Origin of the sequence: Ruegeria sp. HKCCD7221, from assembly GCF_013031225.1 — a bacterium.
GTDB lineage: Bacteria > Pseudomonadota > Alphaproteobacteria > Rhodobacterales > Rhodobacteraceae > Ruegeria.
Map to the genome: position 1 here is coordinate 244,507 of NZ_WPZE01000005.1, position 19,578 is coordinate 264,084.

Genomic DNA, 19,578 nt, shown 5'->3' on the forward strand with positions numbered 1-19,578 from the left:
GGGCTTGGGCACCCGGCTTCCAAGACAGACGTCAATTTCAACGCACAGGCTGGAAGCAAAAGCTTGAGCGCAGTATCATGGCGTGGAAGGAGTGTGATATGGCGCCCAAAACCGCAGGTTCCACACCGCCGGACAGCCCGGCCCAATCCCAACCGTCCATACAAGCGGTCAGGAAGGTGACTGCGCAGGACGTTTCAGCGTCATTGAAAGCCGGGTTTTCAGACTTTCTTGCGCGCCCTGTGATGAGCGGTTTTTTTGGTCTGTTCTACGCGGTTTTCGGAATTCTGTTTGTGTGGTGTCTGGTCTGGCTGGGCAAAATCTGGATGATTATTCCCGCCGCCGTCGGCTTTCCTTTGGTCGCACCTTTCGCGGCGGCAGGATTATATGAAATGTCGCGGCGGTTGCAGAAGGGTCAGAGCTTTGGCTGGTCTGAAATCCTTACTGTCATGGCCAATCAGCGGAAACGTGAAATGGGTTGGATGGCCTTTGTTACCCTGTTCATTTTCTGGGTATGGATCTATCAGATACGGCTATGGCTGGCGATTATTCTGAAAGATGCCTCTTTTTCGAATTTTGACGGGTTCCTGAACACCATATTCTTTACGCCGCAAGGGTGGACCTTTCTTGTAATCGGGACCTGCGCAGGCGCGTTTTTGTCAACCGTCCTGTTTTCGGTGACGGTAGTGGCCATGCCCATGTTGCTTGACCGGGAAACCGATTTCGTCACAGCGATGCTGACGTCAATCCGGGTGGTGACGGAAAGTCCGCTGGTCATGCTCAGTTGGGCGGCGATCATTTCGGTCACTATGCTGTTGTCGTTGGTTCCAGCGTTTCTGGGGCTGATCTTCACCCTGCCCATCCTTGGTCACACGACCTGGCATCTTTATCAAAAGGCTCTGCCTTCGGCAGGTGAATGAGGTCGTCAAGTCGGGTCGAATTGGATCCATATGCGACGAAAAACAATTCACGGTTGCGGCCAATTTCATTACCCGGAACCCTATTACCTATCGATTTGGCTTGAGGGGGTTAGCCAGATTTTTGATCTCTTGCCTAGATGTGGGTGAGGGAATGAATTGAAAATAAATATTAAAACAAAGCGTTGGCAAGCGGTTGCAGTAGCGTTTTGTCATGTTTCAGCCGACGCCCGGGGCACGGTATAGACCGATTGTGGGTTCTCGCTTAGCCTTTGGGGTGAGAAACCCATATGGAACGTCGGCTTACAACGATAGTTGCTGCGGACATCGCTGGATTCTCGCGATTGGTCGCCGCAGACGAAGAGGGAACGCTTTCGGCACAGCGTTCTCACCGTGACGCGTTGCTTGATCCCCTGATCGAAAAATACTCGGGTCGCGTTGCGAATACCGCCGGCGACAGCTTGCTGATCGAGTTTCCCTCAGCGGTGCAGGCGGTTCGGTTTGCGATTGATACGCAAACCGGGATGGCGCTGCGAAACGAAAGAATCCCACCGGACCGGCGTATTGCTTACCGGATCGGAATAAACATCGGCGATGTCGTACCTGAAGGCGATGACCTGCTTGGCGACGGGGTTAACGTCGCGGCGCGGCTTGAGCAATTGGCACCGGCGGGCGGCGTATTGCTGAGCCGTGCGGTACGGGATCAGGTGAGGGACAAGCTGAATGTCAACCTGAAGGATTTGGGTGAAGTTCGGGTCAAGAACCTGTCTCGATCCATTAGGGCATTCCAGATTGAAAATGGAGCCGAAGCAGCATCGCCGCCCAAATCCGAACAGATCAGCCCGGCAATCTTGCTTGTCGCGGGCATCGCTCTGCTCATTACCGCTAGCGCGTGGTGGTGGTACCAGCGGGGGAACTTGGCGCAACAGGATGTGGACGGGTATGTGCAGAACATGCCTGATGACTCTTCTCTGGCGGTCTTGGCGTTTGACTATATCGGCCCCGGAGAGGCTGAACATGGGTATCTGGCTGACGGAATAAGCGAGAATATCACGACGAACCTTGCCAAGTTGCCGGACTTGCTGGTCATCGGTCAGGATACAAGTTCGAAAGACAGCGGTGAGGGCCTTAGCAGTCTTGACATCGCGGCGCGTTATGGGGTTCGTTACGTGCTTGAGGGCAGCGTCCAGAAATCTGGCGAAGACCTTAGGATATCGGCCAAGCTACTTGATGCCACGTCGGGAAAATACCTTTGGTCTGAGACATTTAACCGAAAATCGGGTGATTTCTTTGATATTCAGGACGAAATTACTCTGTCCGTGCTAGAGCAGGTTTACCGCGGGACGGTAGACGGCGGCAGGGTGACGCTGCGCGAAACAAATGACCTTGTGGCATTTGCGGAAAACGCAAAGGGGCGCGCGCATCGGGTGCGCTTCACCGCCGAAGACAACAAGACGGCGCGTAAGCATTACCAAGCGGCGCTTGAACGTGACGCAAGATATGTTGATGCGCTGGTTGGCATGGCATTTACACATATCATGGATGTTAGGCTTGGATTTTCCAGGGACCCGAAAGAGTCGCTTGCCCTTGCCGAAGATCATCTTGCAATGGCGCTCGACATCGACCCCGGGCGTCCGGCCACTCTGTCCAACCTGGCTGTATTACGCGTCGTACAGAAGCGAGGGGAAGAGGCGCAGGAATACGCCCATCTCGCGTTGGAGGGGGGGATGGGTGACGCCAGGGTCATTCGAAGTGCTGCTTGGGTATTAAAATATGCAGGTGCGGCCGAAGAGTCTCTTCCCTATTTTATCAGAGCAAAGCGCATGACCCCGGTTTCCCTGTGGTGGCTGATCGTGGACGAATACGGTGCGCTGATTGACGCTGGCGAATTTGAGCGCGCCAACGCTTTGACCGACGCTTTCTTGGAAGTATTACCCGAAACTTACCGGGCTGAATTTCTGACCTGGCCTGCCGTCGCCGCGTGGAAGAGCGGCGATACTGAAAGAGCACAGGCATTTATTTCTGAGGCAAGAAGGCTAAAGCCAGGGATTTCTATCGCCAGTATCCACCCTTTTGATCTGGCCTATATCGAACAGTCGATACCTGAACGCAGGTATGAGGTGTTGCGCGAACTTGGTCTTGAGGATTGATCGGCACAAGGGGCGCAGACGTTCTTAGCCCGACCCGGGCGGGCCTTGATCCAGAAGATCCTTCAGCGCGGTTGCGATGTTCAGAAATGCATCTGGCCGCTGCATGAGCTCTTCGTGCTTCATTTCAAGCATGTGACAGGTTTTGCGGCGCAAATGCGTGTCCAGAACATCGCCAATTGCAAGCGACGGATTGCCGGGCGTCAGGAACACATGGGCCGGTTGGTCAAGTCTAGGCACGCGGAAGTCACTGATCGCCAACCCATGAGAGATTTCTACAGCTTCAATATGGAGATCTTTTGAATCCGGTTGCTCATGCAGCGCGGCCATGGTCGCAGGCAGGGTGTGTTTTGCCTTGGCTTTTCGTTTGAAATTCCGAAACAGGTATCGCCAGCGTTTATATGTTCGAAAAAATATCGGCTGCAGTTTTGGTTCTTCGCCCACCATTTTTATCGGAGGATCAAGCAGCACCAAGCCTTTAATCCTGTCCTGCCCCAACTGTCGGGCCAGTTCCATGACCAACGGACAACCGGCTGAATATCCGCATAAAACGATCGGCCCCGTGTTTTCCGATTGATCGAAGTAGGACTTAGTGTCTGACGCCAGATCATCGAAGGTTTTGCCAACTGGAATGTCCATCCCCTGTGTCCGGTGGCTTCGGATGAGGACAACGGAATAATCCGGGCCAAGGCTGCGCGCCATATAGCGGCTGAATTGGACCGAACAATGCGCGATGACAACGGTCGTCTTACCGGGTCCGGGGTTTGACACCTGAATTGTACTGTCGTTTTCAGAAAATGTGACGTTCGTCATCCGGTCCGTGATGCGCGTTGCCAGTTCGGCGACCGTGGGACAACTGAACAGGTCGGTCGGTTCAAACTCCAATCCCATTTCCTGACCCTTCGCATAGGCGGCGATGGTCGTCAGGCTGTCACCTCCCATATCAAAGAAATTTGCGTCCCGCGTGGTGCAAGCTGTGCGCAACACGTCGGAAAAAAGTTCTGCAAGCAGCCCTTCCAATTCCCCCTCGGGCGGGTCGCCGACCTGTACCTGCCTGACGTCTGAGACCATTCGGGCCAGTGTCTGCAGGTCTGTTTTGCCGTTTGGAAGTTGCGGGAACCTTTCGATGTTCACGACCAGGTTTGGATGAAAATGACTTGGTAAAGTTGCCTGGATGTGCCCACTGACAGTCTGACATAACGCCTCGTCTGCCGGACCTTCGATTGCGATCGCGATACTTTTGGAAGCTGCTTGATCAAGCACGACAACCGCGACGGGTTGATTGGGTGTAACGGTGCTGGCTGCGGTTTCTATTTCGGAAAGCTCAACGCGGTGGCCGCGAATTTTGACCTGTGAGTCCTTGCGCCCCAGAAATGTGATGTGCCCTGACGCATCTGCTATTCCCAAGTCTCCAGTCCTGTAGGCTTGTATGTCCTTCAAGCCAGTATGGAAAAAGCGTTCCTGAGTCTGAATGGCATTGTTCAGATAGCCGCGCGCAACCGTTCGACCGGCCACAACGATTTCGCCAATCTTACCGGCGCTGACAGGGCAATCGTCCGCGTCGACAACTCCGACCCAAGTACCGGGGATTGCAGAGCCGATCGGGATATCCGCATCTTCAACATGGCTGTTCGCATCATAGGCTGTGCACCAGACGGTTGCTTCGGTTGGGCCATATTCGTTCACCAATCGGCGACCCGGAAGAACCGTTCGAAATTGTCTTAAGATGGTTGGGTACAAAGGCTCTCCGGCCGTGATTACGGTTCTCAGGCTTTCAAGATCGTGACTTGGAACCGCCGAAAGAAGCGCCTGCGCCAATCCCGGAAGGCAAAGCGTGTGTGTCACCTGGTGATGGGAAATCAACTTGCCAAGCTTTAACGGTTCCTGTTCGGCACGCCTTGGCGCGACCAAGAGTTTCCCACCTGAGCACAAGGTCCAATAAATGCCGGCCACAGAACTGTCGAATGCCAGCGAAGACAAAAGCAGAAAGACGTTTGGCCGTTCCTTGTAGTACGTGTCTCTTGCGGCGGTTGATAGTGCCAATCCCCGACGCGTAATCTCGACCCCTTTGGGTAAGTTCTGAGACCCGGACGTGAACATGACGTAAGCTCTTTCACCGCGCCTGACGTCCACACTGTCCATTGGATTGCCTAAAGAGCTTAGCAAAACGTGGTGAGCGCCGGTTTCAGGCAGCTTGGTGCGTCCGATCTGGTCGGTGACGATGTGACGGGCTTCGATTGCGTTCAGGACTTGCGAGATACGCTCCGAAGGGTAGTCCAAGTCCAAAGGGACATAGGCCGCGCCGGACATCATAACGCCTAAGAAGGCCGAGATTGCCTCGGCTCCACGCGGCAACGCCACCGGCACAATGTCCGTTGTTTTGACCCCGGCATCCACCAAAGCCTGTGCAATCTTCCGCGCGCCGAGCGAAAGTTCCGCATAAGTAAGCGTAGCCTCGCCATCGGATATCGCGACTGCTTGCGGCGAGTTTCGGGCGCAATTTAGAAATCGTTCAATGACATCTTCGCTGTCCGGTTCCGGCGAAGGTTTCATGGCGTCTTGCGCTTGCCGCAACAAATTCTTGACCGCGACTTTTGGGTCATTTGTGATTGCTGATAAGATATCTTTGTAATCGGTGATCACGGACTCCACGTCTTCTGTGCTGAGACTCGAAGGATCGTGGTATAGTTCGACAGTCAGTCTGTCTTGTGGCGTCACCAACAGGGTAAGTGGGTAGTTGCTGAATTGTGTTGTCTTCAGGCGGGTCATGTCGACGTCGCCCAAATCCATGTCCAATTGTGCAAGCCCTTCGTTGACGAACAGCGTATCGAACAAAGGCGTGCCACTGGTAAACGGCGCACAGGATTGTACCTCGGCAAGCGACGCATATTCATGCTTGCGACGCGCAAGGTCTGAGCGCGCGTGATCAAGCAGGAAGTTCTCAACCGGCTGCGCAGGGTCGATGTTACACCGCACGGGCAGAGTATTGACGAATGCGCCTATGGCCTTTGCAATTCCCGGGATTTCGGGTGGTCGGCCCGCAGTTGTCGTACCAAAGACCACATCGTCTTGTTGCAGCAGGCGTCGCAGCGTCAAACCCCACGCGGCCGACAGAATAACGTTTGAAGTCACCTTAATCTGACGTGCCAGATTCTCGACCGAACTCATCAGCTCATGACCCAGTTCTTCCACCCGCCTTTCCTGAAGCGCCGCTTCCGAGCTTGTTGCCGTGGTTTGCAAGGTGCTGGGTTCTGTGAGGCCTGAAAACTGGTCGGTCCAAAACGCTCGATTTGTCAGGTTTTTTTGTTTTCGTCGCCAAATGAGGTAGCTTTTGAAGCTGGGCGCCTGGTCGCGCACGGCGTTTGGATTCCTGTAGGATGCACACACATCTTGAAGCGCGACCCTTGTTGACCATCCGTCGCTGATCAAATGGTGAGCCGTCCAGACCAGTCGCCACGCTGAGTCAGACAACTTGATCAGGGTTACTGCCATTAAAGGTGGTTTTTTGAGGTCGAAGCGACGAATTTGTTCCAGCCGCAGCAGATCGTCCCACCGCTGATCGACATTCCTGACGCCGCTCCAATCAAGTTCGGTCCAAGGCAGGTTGATCTCTTCGCGTACGGCCTGCACGGGTTGTTTTACGCCTTCCCATACGAAACCGGCATGAAGCGCATCACGCCCTGCCAGCATCGCTTTGAAGGCACGTTTAAAGCGGTTCGGATCCAGCGGGCCGTTCAAGGTGCAACTGATGACTGCAACATACTGTCCCCCCAGGGCTGCCTCACCCACAGTATGAAACAGTATTCCCTGCTGGGCCGGGGTCAGCGGCAGGATATCTGCAACGCCTTTGGGAAGCCCCATGTCAGTCCAAAGCCTCAGTTATGCGCGACAGATCATCGTCGTCCAAGTCGATAAGATGAGTGTCATCGTCGCCGCTGCCATGGTCATCGGGCAACGTGTCCGCATAGGAGGCCAATGCCCTGAGTGACCGATACTCGAATAACGCAGTCGCAGGCAGATTTATGCCTTGTTCATTGGCTTTCATTGCAACTTCGATTGCGGCGATGCTGTCTACGCCCAAGTCAAAGAAATCTCGCGTCGTGCTGATCTCTACTTCGCCTAGAACACCGGAAAGGATAGCTGCCAATCGGCGTTGCGTTTCGGTTTCTGGTGCGACGTAATTGCCCGGGGGCGGGTTTTTTGTCGCGGCCTTGGGTAACTTAGAAGTATCCACCTTGCCGTTGGCATTAAGGGGCATTTCATCCAGGATTACAACCTGATCCGGCAACATCTCGCGTGGCAGATGTTCGCGAAGGATATCCCAGACCTGCGACCCATTCAGATCATGACCTGCCACATAAACCGTCAGAGCAGGTGCCCGCGTAACAGGTTCGTCAAATCCGATTTCTTCCAGGATCGCTTCTATTCTTTGCGTGTCGATTTCATCGTTCAGCTCGTCCAGCGCCTGATCGCGTGTCTTGTGACCCATTCGTACGTCCCACGAATAGGGCAGAGCATAGTTGTGAAAGCCTTCCCGCGTTTTGTGAACGTGGATTCCGGCATCGTTGATCAGGCAATTGGTCGATCGTCCCGTGTCCCTTGGGCGTTTCCATGCGGTTTGGGAGTCGAGGAACTCATAAATGTCCGAAACAGGCACATCGACATAGCGATAGATATCCAGCACGTCGATTTGACTGAGAAAACGGCCATCCTTTAGGTCGTCGGTCTGCAAAAGCCGGGATACTGCGTCATCTTCTGCGTGATAAGTCTTGCGGGCTTGCGTAACCATATCATCCAGTTGCGCGCAAGTCGGGGCTGAGTGACGGAACAGGTCAGGCGTCAGCCGCGTCTCAAAAAACTGGCCGCGCGACAGGCCGGTGACGACCATTGCCGCCCCCTCGGACAGGGCTGTTCGGAAGACCAGTGTGTAAAGGGCCTTGAAACATCCTTGGCAGACATTGGAATGCGTTTTCAGGCTGTCTACGAAGATTTGGTTCATCTTGTCCGTGGACAGGTACCTGTGATCCCAGTTCAGGTCGTCAACGACCCTTTGAATGTTCTCTTTGGCTTCGTCCGAGATATACCCATTGTCCAAAGTTACTGCGAGCACTCGAGGCCCATAAGCGACCAGACGATAGGCCGCATAGGTACTGTCTTTACCGCCGCTCAGCATCATGACGACATCGTAGTTGCCAGTGCTGGTGCGGACGGCTTGGGCGATCTTGTCCTCAAGTTCGGGTTCGGCGCGAAAATAAGCCCCGGCGCGGTCTTTATAGGTGTAAAATTCGGCACAGATCGTACACATATCTTGCGTGTCAAAATGCACCCCGGGAACAGCGTCTGTCAGACCGCAATTCTTGCACTGCTGCGTTGATACGATGGTGTGATCGGTTGAAGAAAAGGTGACATGCACCGCGTCGACATCAGGCAAATGGCGCAGAATTTGTTCGTATTCCGCGGTCTCGAAGCGAACGCCGTTTTTCTTGATCTGTTGATCCGCGCGTCCAAGGTATTCAAAACGCCCATCATTCGTGATGCGACCAAGATCGCCGGTCCGATATAGCTTATCCTGTAGGTTCAAAGGATCGCCGACGAACTTTTCAGCAGTCAGGGACGGGCTATTCAGATACCCGTCAGCCAGCCGACCACTAATCAAGATTTCTCCGGTCACTCCTAAGGGACAGATATTTAGCGCCGCGTCGCGAACAGACAGTATGACCCCTGCGGCAGGTTTTCCAATCTGAACGGACGACTGCGTATCCGCGTCGGGGTCAAACCTATGTTGCATGGCCCCAACGACGGCTTCCGTCGGGCCGTATTCGTTGATAATTTTCAATGACGGTGACAGGGTGTTGAGCGCACGACGGCAAAGTGCGGATGTTAGATTTTCACCGCCAAGTATCAGCGTTTCGATGCGTCGGACGGATTGCGCTTGCGTGCAAGCCAAAGCCAGATGCGACGGGGTCAGCTTCACAATGTCGACTTTATCCTCGGCAAAGACGTCAAGGATGGCCATGTCCGGGTCAGAGCGTTCGGGATAAACCCTTATCGACCCGCCAGTGATCAAAGGGACAAACAGCGACGTCAGGGTCAAATCAAACGACACGGACGAAAAGAACGCAAAATGAGCAGGACGGTCGTTAGCAAAAGACCGAGCCGCCCAGCCAATATATCGCGTCAGGTTTTTGTGGTTTACTTCGACGCCCTTGGGTACACCTGTCGACCCTGATGTAAACAGAACGTATGCGGTGTCGTTGGGTTCGATTGCCGCGCTGACAACAGTGTCGTCGTAGTGGGCGGCCTCGACCGTAATGCTTTTATAAGGGTACTTCCGCTGGTCTTCTGGGGTAACAAATATGGCGGATGCACGACTCCCGAGCAGAATTTCGTCCACGCGTGCCGGGGGTATGTTGGTCGCAATTGGTACGAACGCGCACCCGGCCTTCAGAACGCCCATGACCGCAATCACAAAATCCATGGACCGAGGTAGATGGACCGCGACGCAGGAACCGCGGGAAACACCAAGTTCTTTCAAATGGGTTGCAATGTGGTCGCTGAGTTCGTCTAGCTGCCCGTAACTTAGCTCGTGTTCTGCTTGGGATAGGGCAATCAGGTCAGGCGTGTTTCTTACGTGTGATCTGAACCTTTCCAGTACGGAAACTTGTGTGGATTGCGGTTCCGCCGGGCCTTGAACAAGTGACAGATCTTCGGGTCCGGCCGAGAATGCAACGGCCGTTACGCGGCTTTCCGGGGTTGAAACCACGGCCGTTAGAAACTTGACGAAATGTGCGCAAAGGTTGGTCTCTGAAACCGATTCAAGAATTTTGTTCTGAACGTCCAGACTTAGACTTGGAACACCACTTCCTTCAAAGTCGATGACGTGAAGCCTGAGAGAATGGATTGCATCATGTGCGCCGCTATGCAGCCATTCGACCGAGGCAGGGTGTCCGGCAAACGCATCAAAGCGTGCCTGAATATAGTTGCAGACCGCACTGACACCTGATGTGTCTATCTTTGAAACCGCACCTGGCTTGGCCTGTTTCAAGAAAACGCCCAGCCCTTTTTTTACCTTGCCGTGAAGGTCAAGCAGGGTGTCCGACGCATCGAATTGGATTGAGAGAGGCAAGACTTCGACAAACAGTCCGATCGTTCTCCGATCATCCGGCGTTAGTCGATTGTGCGATGGCAGACCAATCGTAATTTCTTCGTCGCCCGTTATCCGGTGAAGATGGGCGAAAAAAGCCGTGAGGTAGATGGCCAACCGCGACAGCTCGGGCGTGAAAAGTCTGAATTCCGGCCTGGCAATTGCATTCTCCAAAGCACCGAAAAGTGCCGGATCAACTGGTATGCGAAGACGCTTCGAAGAGAATGTTCGCTGCGGATCGCTGCCGTACGCAGGTGTTTTGACCGTTGGCGCGGCGACGTGTGCCGCGACCATCGAGGAAGATCGCAAATTCTGACGTTCAAAAAAGTTGGGCAGGCTCTCGACTTTTTCGGTATGCCCCCCTTGGAGACGTTCGTAGCGTTGCGAGACCTGCTCGAACATAAGTGCGCCTGATTGCGCGTCGCAGGCAATGTGGTGCTGACACACAAGCCAAACCCAGTGTGAGTTCGCCAACTTCACCAACCGACTGCGCATCGTTCCCTCAGTCAGTTCAAAAGGGGTTTGGACCCAGTCCGCCGATTCCGAAGTCAGCGTTTCCTGCTGATTTTCATTATCGCTGAGGTCTTTGATCTCGAAAAGATCTTCGTCTATCTCGACGGCAAATTGGACAGGACCTTCGGGTGTATCACGTATTGCGGTTCTGAGTGCTTGGTTAAGCTCAAGCGTTTCAAGGAATGCGGCCTTGAATACCTCGGGCTGAACGGCGAAATGCAGATCGAACCTCCAGGCCATGTTGTACAAGGGTACGTCCGGCTGAAGCTGGTGGCCCTTCCAAAATAGCGTTTGGCTTTCGGTCAGAGGATACGACATTCTTTTAGTCCGCACGCTTTTTTAGCCGCGTTTCCGCAAAATCCATGATCGTTTTGATCGTGCCCATATTCTCAAGGGTGACATCCTCAAACGGCACTTCGATCTGATAGGTTTGCTCAATGAACGAAACCAGCGACATCACCCCCAATGAATCGATCATGCCGCTTAGCAACAATTCCTCGTCATCTGTCACCGACCGACCACTCAAAAGGGTGGTTTGAACGAAGTGGCGCAATGCATGATCATGCGTATCAGGCTGCTCGTTGCGCATTCGCAATTCCTATCAGCTTTTGACGGTCAATCTTTCCGGTCGAGGTGCGTGGCATTGAATTAAGCAGGTCTATCCGGCTTGGGACAGCATAGTGCGGCAACACAGTCTCCAGATTGGACCGGATTTCGTTCAGATCAACGCCTGTCTGCCCCGTTGCAAAGGCTTGGATTTTGCCTTCGAAAAGGATCACGGCGGCTTCGGTGATTTGGGCGCAGTTGACCAGTGCAAGCTCTACCTCGTCCAATTCGATGCGATAGCCCCTCAGCTTGACCTGACGGTCTTTGCGCCCGACCAGAATTAGTTGACCGTTCTGCGCGCGGCGGACGATATCGCCGGTTCGGTAAAATTGCCTTGGCTGCCCGGATTCGTCCGGCAAGGTACAAAAGGCTGCCCGGTTCAGGTCTGGCGCATTCAAGTATCCTGACATTACTTGATCGGAGGCTATTAGAAGCTCGCCTGTGCTTGCTTCGTCAGCCTCCGTCCCGATGCGGACGATGACCCCTTGTTCCGGAAAGCCGATTGGCAAAGGGGTGGTGCCGTCCAGGTCGGCATGTGTGAACTCAGCAGTGGTGCAGTGGTTAGTCTCGGTTGGCCCGTAAGCGTTAAGAAAAGTTGCGTTTGGCGCATGTTTTGAAAATGACCTGAGGGAAGAAGGTGGCATGACCTCTCCTGCAAACATCACGATGCGCAGGGCTTGTAGATTGCGGTCTGCCAAAGCGCCTCGCTCGACCATTTGAATTATGGCGTGAGGGACGGAATACCAAACCGAAATACGTTCGTGTTCCGAGAGCTGGGACAGCGAAGCGGGCAGCTTGGTATAGGCTTCCGGGATCACCACACAGCAGGCCCCGGACAAGAACGTGCAGAAAACGTCGAAAATCGACATGTCGAAATGCAGCGGAGTGTGGTGACTGATCCGATCGCCTGATGTCAGCCGGCACCGTGCGGCAGCCATTCGTGTGATGGCGAGGCCGCTTTTATGGGTGTGAACAATTCCTTTCGGTGTGCCGGTCGTGCCCGAGGTCATCAGGATATAGGCTGCGTCATATTCCGATCTTCGGGGCTGACGATCTGCCATCTTGTCATTCATATTTGCCTCAGGGAAATCCTGAGAAATATCAATGAGCTGAGGCGTGGCAAATACCCCTGCGAAAAGGGTGAGCCGGGGCGTATCCGCGAGGACAAATTTGGGAGAAACTACCGAAACTTGCCCTGCAATACGTTTTGCCGGAGCTGTCGGGTCAAGTGGAACATATACGCCGCCAACACGAAGAATCGCATGCAAGGCCGCAATCGCCTTTAAACCCTTGGCTGTGCACAAAACAATTCTGTCCCCGATCTGAACGCCGCGGTCCAGCAAACAGGCCGCTATCCTGTCGATTTCGCTGTTCAAGGTTTCGTAGGTTGTCACCGTGCCCAACACACTCAGAGCCGGAGCGTCCGGAGTGTGTCGAGCGTGATACCTGACAGCGTGGTCGAGGAGGGCCGGATTGATCATCAGAAGGCAACCTGTGCCACTGTTTCACCGAACACAGGGAACCAGCCGACGGTTCGTTCGTAGAACCAGAATGCCGCGATTGCGATTAACGCGACCGAGCCGAATTGCAGGCCGATCACACGATAGGCGGTCAGACGACGTAGGGCAAAGAAGATCGGGAACAGGACAAGGACGATCGCAAGCTGCCCGACCTCGACCCCGATGTTGAAAGTCGCCAAACCAAGCGCTTTGCGGGTGGGATCAAGCCCAAGCGGTTCCAGCACGTTTGCAAAGCCAAAGCCGTGGAAGATACCGAACAGGAACACGACTTTCCACGATCCAGCGTGAAACCTCGGGATCAGGTTACCAATTGCAACGGCCGCGATCGAGAATGCGATAACCGCCTCGACCAGCGTGACCGGCAGAGTGACGACCTCGAATGTCGCGAGGCAGAGGGTGATTGTGTGTGCGACCGTGAAAACCGTGACGATTTTGACGGTTTCACGCAGGCTGTCCCGAATGCTCTCGGATGGAACCCAGCGCTGGTTTTCGATCCGCATGACCGCACCCAGCAACAGCGTGATCAGGAACAGGACATGGTCAAACCCCAGCCAGATATGCCAAACGCCATGTTCGAAAAAGGTAAGCGCAATATCCTTGGTGGGTTCATCATTCAGATACAGGTCTTTCTGACCCTCACCGGGCGCAAAGATCAGTGAAATATACGCCTCGTTTTCGTCCATCCCGTTGCGCGTATTGCTTCCGATCAGGGCATAACCCCGATGCGTCGGGTCGACATCTGAAAACAACCCGTCATACGACATCTGGATCGTTGTAGGCGTCTCAGTGATGTCGCGAACGGTAAAGTGAAGTTGGGCAAACGTGTCTACCGACGTGCCAAAGAACGAAATATCATCAAATTCAACTTCGTATGGACGGCCTTCGTAAGACAGGTTCATGCGCTCTTCGAAGTAATCGAAGAAAGCCTGCTGAGCGGCGGTGACTTCCTCTTCGGTCAGAGGGGTCTCGATTTCTGCGGTTCCCTGCTGCACGCGGGTCAGGTCCGTCAGAGTTACTTCGATGCGCCCGCTCAGACTGTCATCGGTGACGTCAAAGTACACGTAACTTTCGTTAAAGCTGTGGGCATGGGCCACAGATGTCAGCATCATCAGGAAAAGACCCGCAAACGCCAACACCTGTTGATGTAGCCTGCACGATACGGGTTGGCGTGGCGATGAGTGGTTATGGCTTGAAACAAGGCCGTTAGCCATTGGTTGAGTCTCCCAGTTTGTTTGGTCTGGACCGCTGTCCAATTTCCATTTTGGCAATGATCTGACGCTGAATGTCGGAGGTGCCCGAGTAGATCACGCCACCCAGCGCGTCCCTTGCGTCTTGTTCAGTTGATGCTCCCGCCAGATATCCGCGCCCGCCATGGGTTCTGAGCGCGTCCAGGCTGGAACTGAGGAAGGCTTCGGAAATGTGAAGGTTTGCCATGGCCGCGAATTGGGTGAGGGGTTTTTTAGCATCGTAAAGGTCTGCAGCGCGCTCCAGCATCAACTCGCAAGTTTCTAAACGCACCCGCATATCCGCGATGCGGTTAGCGACGGACTGGAACTCGGAAATGGATTGTCCAAACAGGTTACGGGCCGCTGCAAAGTCGGTACACTCAGCCAATTGCCTGCGCATCGCGCCCACCTGCGATGTCAGGATGAAACAACGCTCCCAGTCCAGGGTGGTTTGAATGATAGCGGCCCCTGCGCCTTCGGGTCCCAGTCGCCGGTCCTCAGAAATTCGGCAATCCCGGAACTCCAGTTCACCCAGAGGAACGCTGTTCAAGCCCAGTTTGCCCTGAGCCGGATGTCGGACGAACCCTTTGTCTCCGGCGTGGACAACAAAGGCGGATAGCCCCCAGCGGCCTTTTCCCGGGTCTGTCTGAGCGAAGACGATTGCGATGTCACAGTTTGGCCCCATACCGACAAAAGCTTTGCTGCCATTCAAGACATAGCCGCCGTCCACACGATCGGCCCGTGTCCTGAGCGCAAGCGCATCGGACCCTGCCTCCAATTCGGTCAAAGCAAAAGCGCCGAGGGTTTCACCTGCCAGCAATTTAGGCAAATACGCGGCCTTTACCTGAGAACTACCAAAGCGGATCAGCGGTTTTTGCAGGGTCCAGATCTGCGAGATCACGGCCATTGCAAGTCCGTTGTCACGGCATCCTTCGCCGAACCCCAAAAAATGGCTGCAAAATTCTTGGGCTGTTCTACCGGAGCCGCCGAACTCGGACGGGACCGCAAAGTTGAAACTTCCGAACTCGGCAATCGTCTTCCAGACCCCGCGCAGGTTTTCGGCGGTAACGTCCGGAAGCGTGACCGCAAAGCTTTTGGCGCCAGAGCCTAAGTCGTTGATCTGAGATTTGTAGTGCACTTTGAGGGTTCATCGACTGCTTCTGAATCCTTTACGTGCCCAAGTCCCGATAGGATCAAAAAAAGTGTTATGCCTTTGCGTTGCGGGTGATTGCCTCAGCCCACGAGCGTTCGCAAATACCGCTCTAGTGTGTCGCCGGACTGTTCTGCTCGGCACTCGGCCTGCATATCTCGGCACCTCCGCGCCATGTCTCGGTCTTCCAGCACGGCATGGATGTCTGCTTCAATCTTGTCGATGGGGTCTTTGGGCGTTCCTGCGCGCCCAATGCAGTGAAATACGACCCGCGCGGCGCTGCCTTTCTGGTCGTTGACATGAGGATATAACAAAAGCGGGGTCGCGGTCTCAACGGCCTCGACCAAACTGCCGGTGCCGCCATGCATAATGGCCATGTCAGCGTGTTCCAAAACACGGTGTTGCGGGACCCATGGAACAACGTCGACATTTTCCGGTGCAGGCAATTCAGAGGCGCGGTCCCAGTCTTTGCCAGCCGTTAACAGGAAGTGCCATTCCGGATGACGCTCGGCCACCGTCAAAAGTTTGGAGACCAAATCGCCTTTTGTTTTCATCATGGTGCCAAACCCGACGAAAATCCGCCTGCGTCGCAAAGCGGGATCGCAAAACCGGGCAACTGTATTTGCATCGTAAGATTTCTGTGGCCGGTTTTCCATGATCATCGGGCCAAGGTACGTCATATAATCGTAGGGTTTGGTCGGCAGGTCCAATGCTTGGGGCAAAAACAATGCTGTCTGGATTTTGTAGGTCCACGGCATCTGCCAACACACGCGCCGCCTAAGTTTGGAGATCGGCACATTGTGCAGTCGGGCCAGTTCCTGAACGGCCGTCGGATAGTCCGTACTTTTGCTGGAAATCCGGTTCCTGAGAATTTTGAGGTTTTACCACGCAAGAAACTGCACCCACAGCAAACAGATCCCAAGCTTGCTGCCGCGAACTCCTTGCCCCGGTATGCCGCGCCTGTTCAGCGGGGGGGCTTGCGGGCTGGGGGGTGACAAAAACATGTTGCTGAATTGGACGACAGGAACACCCAACGTCATCGCAACGACGATATGCGCATGTAATTCGCAGTCGACGAATATCGCATCGGCAGAGATACGGGCTAAGTCCCGCTGCAGTTCATCAACTTCAAACGCAGCAACGGCCGATTTCAGGCGCTCTTGCCTGGACATTGACCGCGCGGTTTCGGAGGGAACCAACGGCGTGAACGCATCAAATTTAGGGCCCGGAATTATGAAATGTTCCAAGCCCGCATGTGCAAGAATCGACGCTGAGGATACCGGAGCAAGAAAAGTGATCTTGAACCCGGTGTCCCTGGCCTGTTGTGCAATTTCCACGGCGCTGCTTAGGGGGCTGTTCAAGCCGCTGGATATGATTGCTAACCGCTTGGACATATTTTGCCTTCTGTCACTTGGTCGGAGCGCGCCTGTGAATTTACTTGGAGGTATTCTAGCGCTGTTTTCAGTCAAGATTTGATCTGGGTATTGCGCTGTCAGTTTCGAATCTCTGTTATATTCGATAAATAAGATGTATCGTGTCATTTGAAAAGCGGTCAAGCAGACAGGCTGGAACAGGATTATGGACGTTTCGTGGATCGACAGGTTCAAAGGGCTGAGCCAATTGCCAGCCGACATTCGAGCGCGACTGGAGGAGGGAAGCCAAATTGTCAGCGTTCCGGCAGGTACGCAGGTGTTCTCACCGGGACAAACTGCCGACAATCTTCTGCTGTTGTTAGAAGGTACGATACGGGTGCAGCAAAAATCCGAAACAGGGCGCGAGGTCTTTTTGTATCGCGTCCACGCGGGCGAAAGCTGTGTTTTGACAACCGCATGCATGCTTGCCTTTGAAGACTATTCTGCAGATGGCATCGCCGAGACTGATGTCAGCGCGGTCGCAATACCGAGACAAACTTTTGACGAGCTGGTGGCAAAGTCCGATGTGTTCCGCAATTTCGTCTTTGCGGCTTATTCCCGCCGGATAACAGACCTGTTCACGCTAATTGATGACATCGTGTTTCAACGGATGGATGTCCGTCTGGCCGCCCGTCTTTTGGAACTTGCTGACCATAGCGATGTCGTTCGCGCCACCCATGCCGTGTTGGGGATTGAACTGGGAACGGCGCGTGAGGTCATCTCGCGACTGTTGTCAGAGTTTCACCGCCGTGGATGGATCGAACAGTCCCGAGGCGAGGTTCATCTGGTGAACAGGGCCGGGTTGGAACAGTTGGCGCGCAGTTCGGCAATGTAAGGCTGATAACTCCGAACATAAAAAGTGAATAGTTTGGTGACCAAGTCACCGAGGCTTGGGTCCGGGCTATGCAAGTGTCGCTCCATTGAGTCTCGATGGAGTGAGAAATGATCACCAATATGGGAAAGCTTGATCGCGGCCTGCGCATTGCTGTTGCCGTTATCCTTTTGTTTGTGGCCTTTGGCACCGGCATGGCTGGGTCTGGCCTACTGTTTTGGCTGGCAGTGATCGTCGCTGCGGTGTTCGGGGTAACCGCCCTTGTCGCGAACTGCCCGATCTACAGCATTGTTGGCCTCAAAACCTGCAAGGACTGCGGATGATGGAGACCGCGTTCACGCCAGTTGCCTCTCTGACCGGAGGCATTCTGATCGGCGTCGCGTCGACCCTGCTGATGCTTGTCATGGGCCGGGTTATGGGGGCGACAGGTATTTTGACCGGGCTGGTCCAGCCTTCCAATCGTCAGGACTTTGCGTGGCGACTGGTACTTGTCGCCGGGATGATCACGGGGCCCGCCCTGTTTTGGATGTTTTCGGGCCAGATGCCTGCCGTTGATGTTCCCGTATCGACCCCCGCGCTACTGGTAGGTGGGGTGATCGTCGGGCTTGGAGTCACCTATGGCGCGGGTTGCACATCCGGCCATGGTGTCTGCGGTATGGCGCGACTTAGCCCGCGATCAATCGTGGCGACGTTGACGTTTATGGCTTTCACCTTCGTCACGGTTTTTGTCGTGCGCCACGTGATTGGAGGCTGATCCATGAAACTCATCGCCACATATTTCATCGGTCTCGTCTTTGGTCTTGGAATATCAATTTCGGGCATGGCCAACCCTGCAAAGGTGATCAACTTTTTTGATGTCGCGGGACGCTGGGACCCATCGTTGATCTTTGTGATGGGAGGCGCGCTGGTCACAACCTTCATTGGCTATCGACTGGTCTTTGGGCGCAAGACACCGATCTTCACGGGCGGGTTCAGCCTGCCAACAAAACGCGAAATTGACGTGCCGCTTGTGGGTGGTTCAGCAGTATTCGGCATTGGCTGGGGTTTGTCCGGCTTTTGCCCTGGCGGTGCCTTGCCCACGTTGGGGACAGGGCAGTGGCAGGTGTTTGCTTTTGTCGCTGCCTTGGTTGTCGGCATCCTGTTGGCAAAATCTATTCAATCCACCACCGCGCGCCGGGCACAGACCACGGCCTGACACGACACAGGAGGAGTACACACAATGACTCATTACCCGATCAACTTGAACACCAAGCCCGATGTTCAGGCCTTTTTTGACGAGGCGACAAACACCATCAGCTACATCGTCAAGGACCCGTCTTCAGCGGCCTGCGCCATCGTCGACAGCGTTATGGACATCGACTATGCCGCAGGCCGGATCACCTATGACCACGCCGACGCTTTGATCCACCAGATACAGTCGCAGGGGTTGCGATTGGAGTGGATCATCGAAACGCATGTTCACGCGGATCACCTGTCAGCTGCGCCATATATCCAAGGCAAGCTGGGTGGAAAGATCGGCATCGGCTCAAAGATCATGGTGGTACAGGACACGTTTGGAAAAGTGTTCAACGAAGGCACAGAGTTCCAACGCGATGGCTCGCAGTTCGATGCCCTGTTCGAAGAAGGCGATACTTACATGATCGGCAACATGCAGGCCTTCGCGATGTATACACCGGGCCATACCCCGGCCTGTATGGTCCATGTCATGGGGGATGCGGCCTTTGTCGGGGATACGCTGTTTATGCCTGATGGGGGGTCGGCGCGCGCGGATTTTCCGGGCGGGGACGCCGGGGTTCTGTACGAATCGATCCAAAAAGTGCTGTCCCTGCCGGACGAAACACGCCTTTTCATGTGCCACGATTATGGGCCGAACGGGCGCGACATTGCGTGGGAAACCACCGTTGGCGAAGAAAAGGTCCTGAACATCCATGTTGGTGGCGGAAAAACGAAGGAGGAGTTCGTCAAATTCCGCACCGAGCGTGACGCGGTTCTGGATATGCCCAAGCTCATCATCCCGTCGTTGCAGGTCAACATGCGAGCGGGCGAAGTGCCTCGGGATCCCGACGGCAACCCCATGCTCAAAGTGCCCGTGAACACTCTGTGACGGAAAAAGG

15 protein-coding genes are annotated in these 19,578 nt (G+C 54.5%); 7 read left to right on the forward strand and 8 right to left on the reverse strand.

Translation table 11 applies throughout. From position 1 onward, the window contains the following. Window positions 1-98: 98 nt before the first annotated feature. Together GOX73_RS14385 and GOX73_RS14390 are read left to right on the forward strand one after the other, a co-directional pair. Complete coding sequence (locus GOX73_RS14385) at window positions 99-917, forward strand: DUF2189 domain-containing protein (RefSeq protein ID WP_171123246.1); 819 nt, start codon at window positions 99-101, stop codon at window positions 915-917. Between the two features lie 287 nt (window positions 918-1,204). Next, window positions 1,205-3,064, forward strand: coding sequence for an adenylate/guanylate cyclase domain-containing protein (locus tag GOX73_RS14390; protein WP_171123243.1), 1,860 nt, complete (start codon window positions 1,205-1,207; stop codon window positions 3,062-3,064). A gap of 24 nt (window positions 3,065-3,088) precedes the next feature. On the opposite strand, the gene GOX73_RS14395 is transcribed toward GOX73_RS14390, so the two are convergent. The 8 genes from GOX73_RS14395 to GOX73_RS14430 form a co-directional block, all read right to left on the reverse strand. Further along, window positions 3,089-6,922, reverse strand: coding sequence for a non-ribosomal peptide synthetase (locus GOX73_RS14395; RefSeq protein WP_171123241.1), 3,834 nt, complete (start codon window positions 6,920-6,922; stop codon window positions 3,089-3,091). Window position 6,923: 1 nt separating this feature from the next. Beyond that, entirely contained in the window at window positions 6,924-11,036 is a 4,113-nt protein-coding gene (locus GOX73_RS14400; protein WP_171123239.1) for a non-ribosomal peptide synthetase, read from the reverse strand. Between the two features lie 4 nt (window positions 11,037-11,040). After that, window positions 11,041-11,307: an acyl carrier protein gene (locus GOX73_RS14405; protein WP_171123237.1), complete on the reverse strand. Its 267-nt coding sequence runs from the start codon at window positions 11,305-11,307 to the stop codon at window positions 11,041-11,043. Continuing rightward, window positions 11,288-12,805, reverse strand: coding sequence for an amino acid adenylation domain-containing protein (locus GOX73_RS14410; protein ID WP_171123235.1), 1,518 nt, complete (start codon window positions 12,803-12,805; stop codon window positions 11,288-11,290). Before GOX73_RS14410 ends, GOX73_RS14405 begins: the two co-directional genes overlap by 20 nt. Further along, window positions 12,805-14,055 (reverse strand): HupE/UreJ family protein, encoded by a 1,251-nt coding sequence (locus tag GOX73_RS14415; RefSeq protein ID WP_171123233.1) that lies wholly within the window; start codon window positions 14,053-14,055, stop codon window positions 12,805-12,807. Before GOX73_RS14415 ends, GOX73_RS14410 begins: the two co-directional genes overlap by 1 nt. Then, window positions 14,048-15,208, reverse strand: a complete 1,161-nt coding sequence (locus GOX73_RS14420; RefSeq protein WP_171134984.1) for an acyl-CoA dehydrogenase family protein — start codon at window positions 15,206-15,208, stop codon at window positions 14,048-14,050. The genes GOX73_RS14415 and GOX73_RS14420 overlap by 8 nt, the downstream gene beginning before the upstream one ends. Before the next feature lie 95 nt (window positions 15,209-15,303). Then, window positions 15,304-15,978 (reverse strand): glycosyltransferase, encoded by a 675-nt coding sequence (locus GOX73_RS14425; protein ID WP_171123230.1) that lies wholly within the window; start codon window positions 15,976-15,978, stop codon window positions 15,304-15,306. 123 nt (window positions 15,979-16,101) lie between these two features. Then, the gene (locus GOX73_RS14430; RefSeq protein ID WP_171123227.1) at window positions 16,102-16,761 is read right to left on the reverse strand and encodes a hypothetical protein; all 660 of its coding nucleotides are present in this window, start codon (window positions 16,759-16,761) and stop codon (window positions 16,102-16,104) included. A gap of 37 nt (window positions 16,762-16,798) precedes the next feature. Here GOX73_RS14430 and GOX73_RS14435 point away from each other — a divergent pair, with 37 nt between their 5' ends. The 5 genes from GOX73_RS14435 (at window position 16,799) to GOX73_RS14455 (ending at window position 19,568) form a co-directional block, all read left to right on the forward strand. Continuing rightward, window positions 16,799-17,467 carry a Crp/Fnr family transcriptional regulator gene (locus tag GOX73_RS14435; protein ID WP_171123225.1) on the forward strand — a complete coding sequence of 223 codons (669 nt, stop codon included), beginning with the start codon at window positions 16,799-16,801 and terminating at the stop codon, window positions 17,465-17,467. Between the two features lie 107 nt (window positions 17,468-17,574). Then, entirely contained in the window at window positions 17,575-17,787 is a 213-nt protein-coding gene (locus GOX73_RS14440; RefSeq protein ID WP_171123223.1) for a DUF2892 domain-containing protein, read from the forward strand. Further along, complete coding sequence (locus tag GOX73_RS14445; protein WP_254429205.1) at window positions 17,784-18,218, forward strand: YeeE/YedE family protein; 435 nt, start codon at window positions 17,784-17,786, stop codon at window positions 18,216-18,218. Before GOX73_RS14440 ends, GOX73_RS14445 begins: the two co-directional genes overlap by 4 nt. 3 nt (window positions 18,219-18,221) lie before the next feature. Beyond that, on the forward strand, window positions 18,222-18,659 hold the full coding sequence (locus GOX73_RS14450) for a DUF6691 family protein (protein WP_171123221.1): 438 nt from the start codon (window positions 18,222-18,224) through the stop codon (window positions 18,657-18,659). Window positions 18,660-18,683: 24 nt separating this feature from the next. Next, entirely contained in the window at window positions 18,684-19,568 is an 885-nt protein-coding gene (locus GOX73_RS14455) for an MBL fold metallo-hydrolase (protein ID WP_171123219.1), read from the forward strand. Window positions 19,569-19,578: the final 10 nt, after the last annotated feature.

Bases quoted from the DNA above. Each gene is read 5' to 3' on its own strand.
- GOX73_RS14400 (WP_171123239.1), bottom strand. From the start codon at position 11,036: ATGTCGTATCCTCTGACCGAAAGCCAAACGCTATTTTGGAAGGGCCAC.
- GOX73_RS14430 (WP_171123227.1), bottom strand. From the start codon at position 16,761: ATGACACGATACATCTTATTTATCGAATATAACAGAGATTCGAAACTG.
- GOX73_RS14455 (WP_171123219.1), top strand. From the start codon at position 18,684: ATGACTCATTACCCGATCAACTTGAACACCAAGCCCGATGTTCAGGCC.
- GOX73_RS14390 (WP_171123243.1), top strand. From the start codon at position 1,205: ATGGAACGTCGGCTTACAACGATAGTTGCTGCGGACATCGCTGGATTC.
- GOX73_RS14445 (WP_254429205.1), top strand. From the start codon at position 17,784: ATGATGGAGACCGCGTTCACGCCAGTTGCCTCTCTGACCGGAGGCATT.
- GOX73_RS14425 (WP_171123230.1), bottom strand. From the start codon at position 15,978: ATGCCGTGGACCTACAAAATCCAGACAGCATTGTTTTTGCCCCAAGCA.
- GOX73_RS14435 (WP_171123225.1), top strand. From the start codon at position 16,799: ATGGACGTTTCGTGGATCGACAGGTTCAAAGGGCTGAGCCAATTGCCA.
- GOX73_RS14385 (WP_171123246.1), top strand. From the start codon at position 99: ATGGCGCCCAAAACCGCAGGTTCCACACCGCCGGACAGCCCGGCCCAA.
- GOX73_RS14415 (WP_171123233.1), bottom strand. From the start codon at position 14,055: ATGGCTAACGGCCTTGTTTCAAGCCATAACCACTCATCGCCACGCCAA.
- GOX73_RS14405 (WP_171123237.1), bottom strand. From the start codon at position 11,307: ATGCGCAACGAGCAGCCTGATACGCATGATCATGCATTGCGCCACTTC.
- GOX73_RS14450 (WP_171123221.1), top strand. From the start codon at position 18,222: ATGAAACTCATCGCCACATATTTCATCGGTCTCGTCTTTGGTCTTGGA.
- GOX73_RS14440 (WP_171123223.1), top strand. From the start codon at position 17,575: ATGATCACCAATATGGGAAAGCTTGATCGCGGCCTGCGCATTGCTGTT.
- GOX73_RS14410 (WP_171123235.1), bottom strand. From the start codon at position 12,805: ATGATCAATCCGGCCCTCCTCGACCACGCTGTCAGGTATCACGCTCGA.
- GOX73_RS14395 (WP_171123241.1), bottom strand. From the start codon at position 6,922: ATGGGGCTTCCCAAAGGCGTTGCAGATATCCTGCCGCTGACCCCGGCC.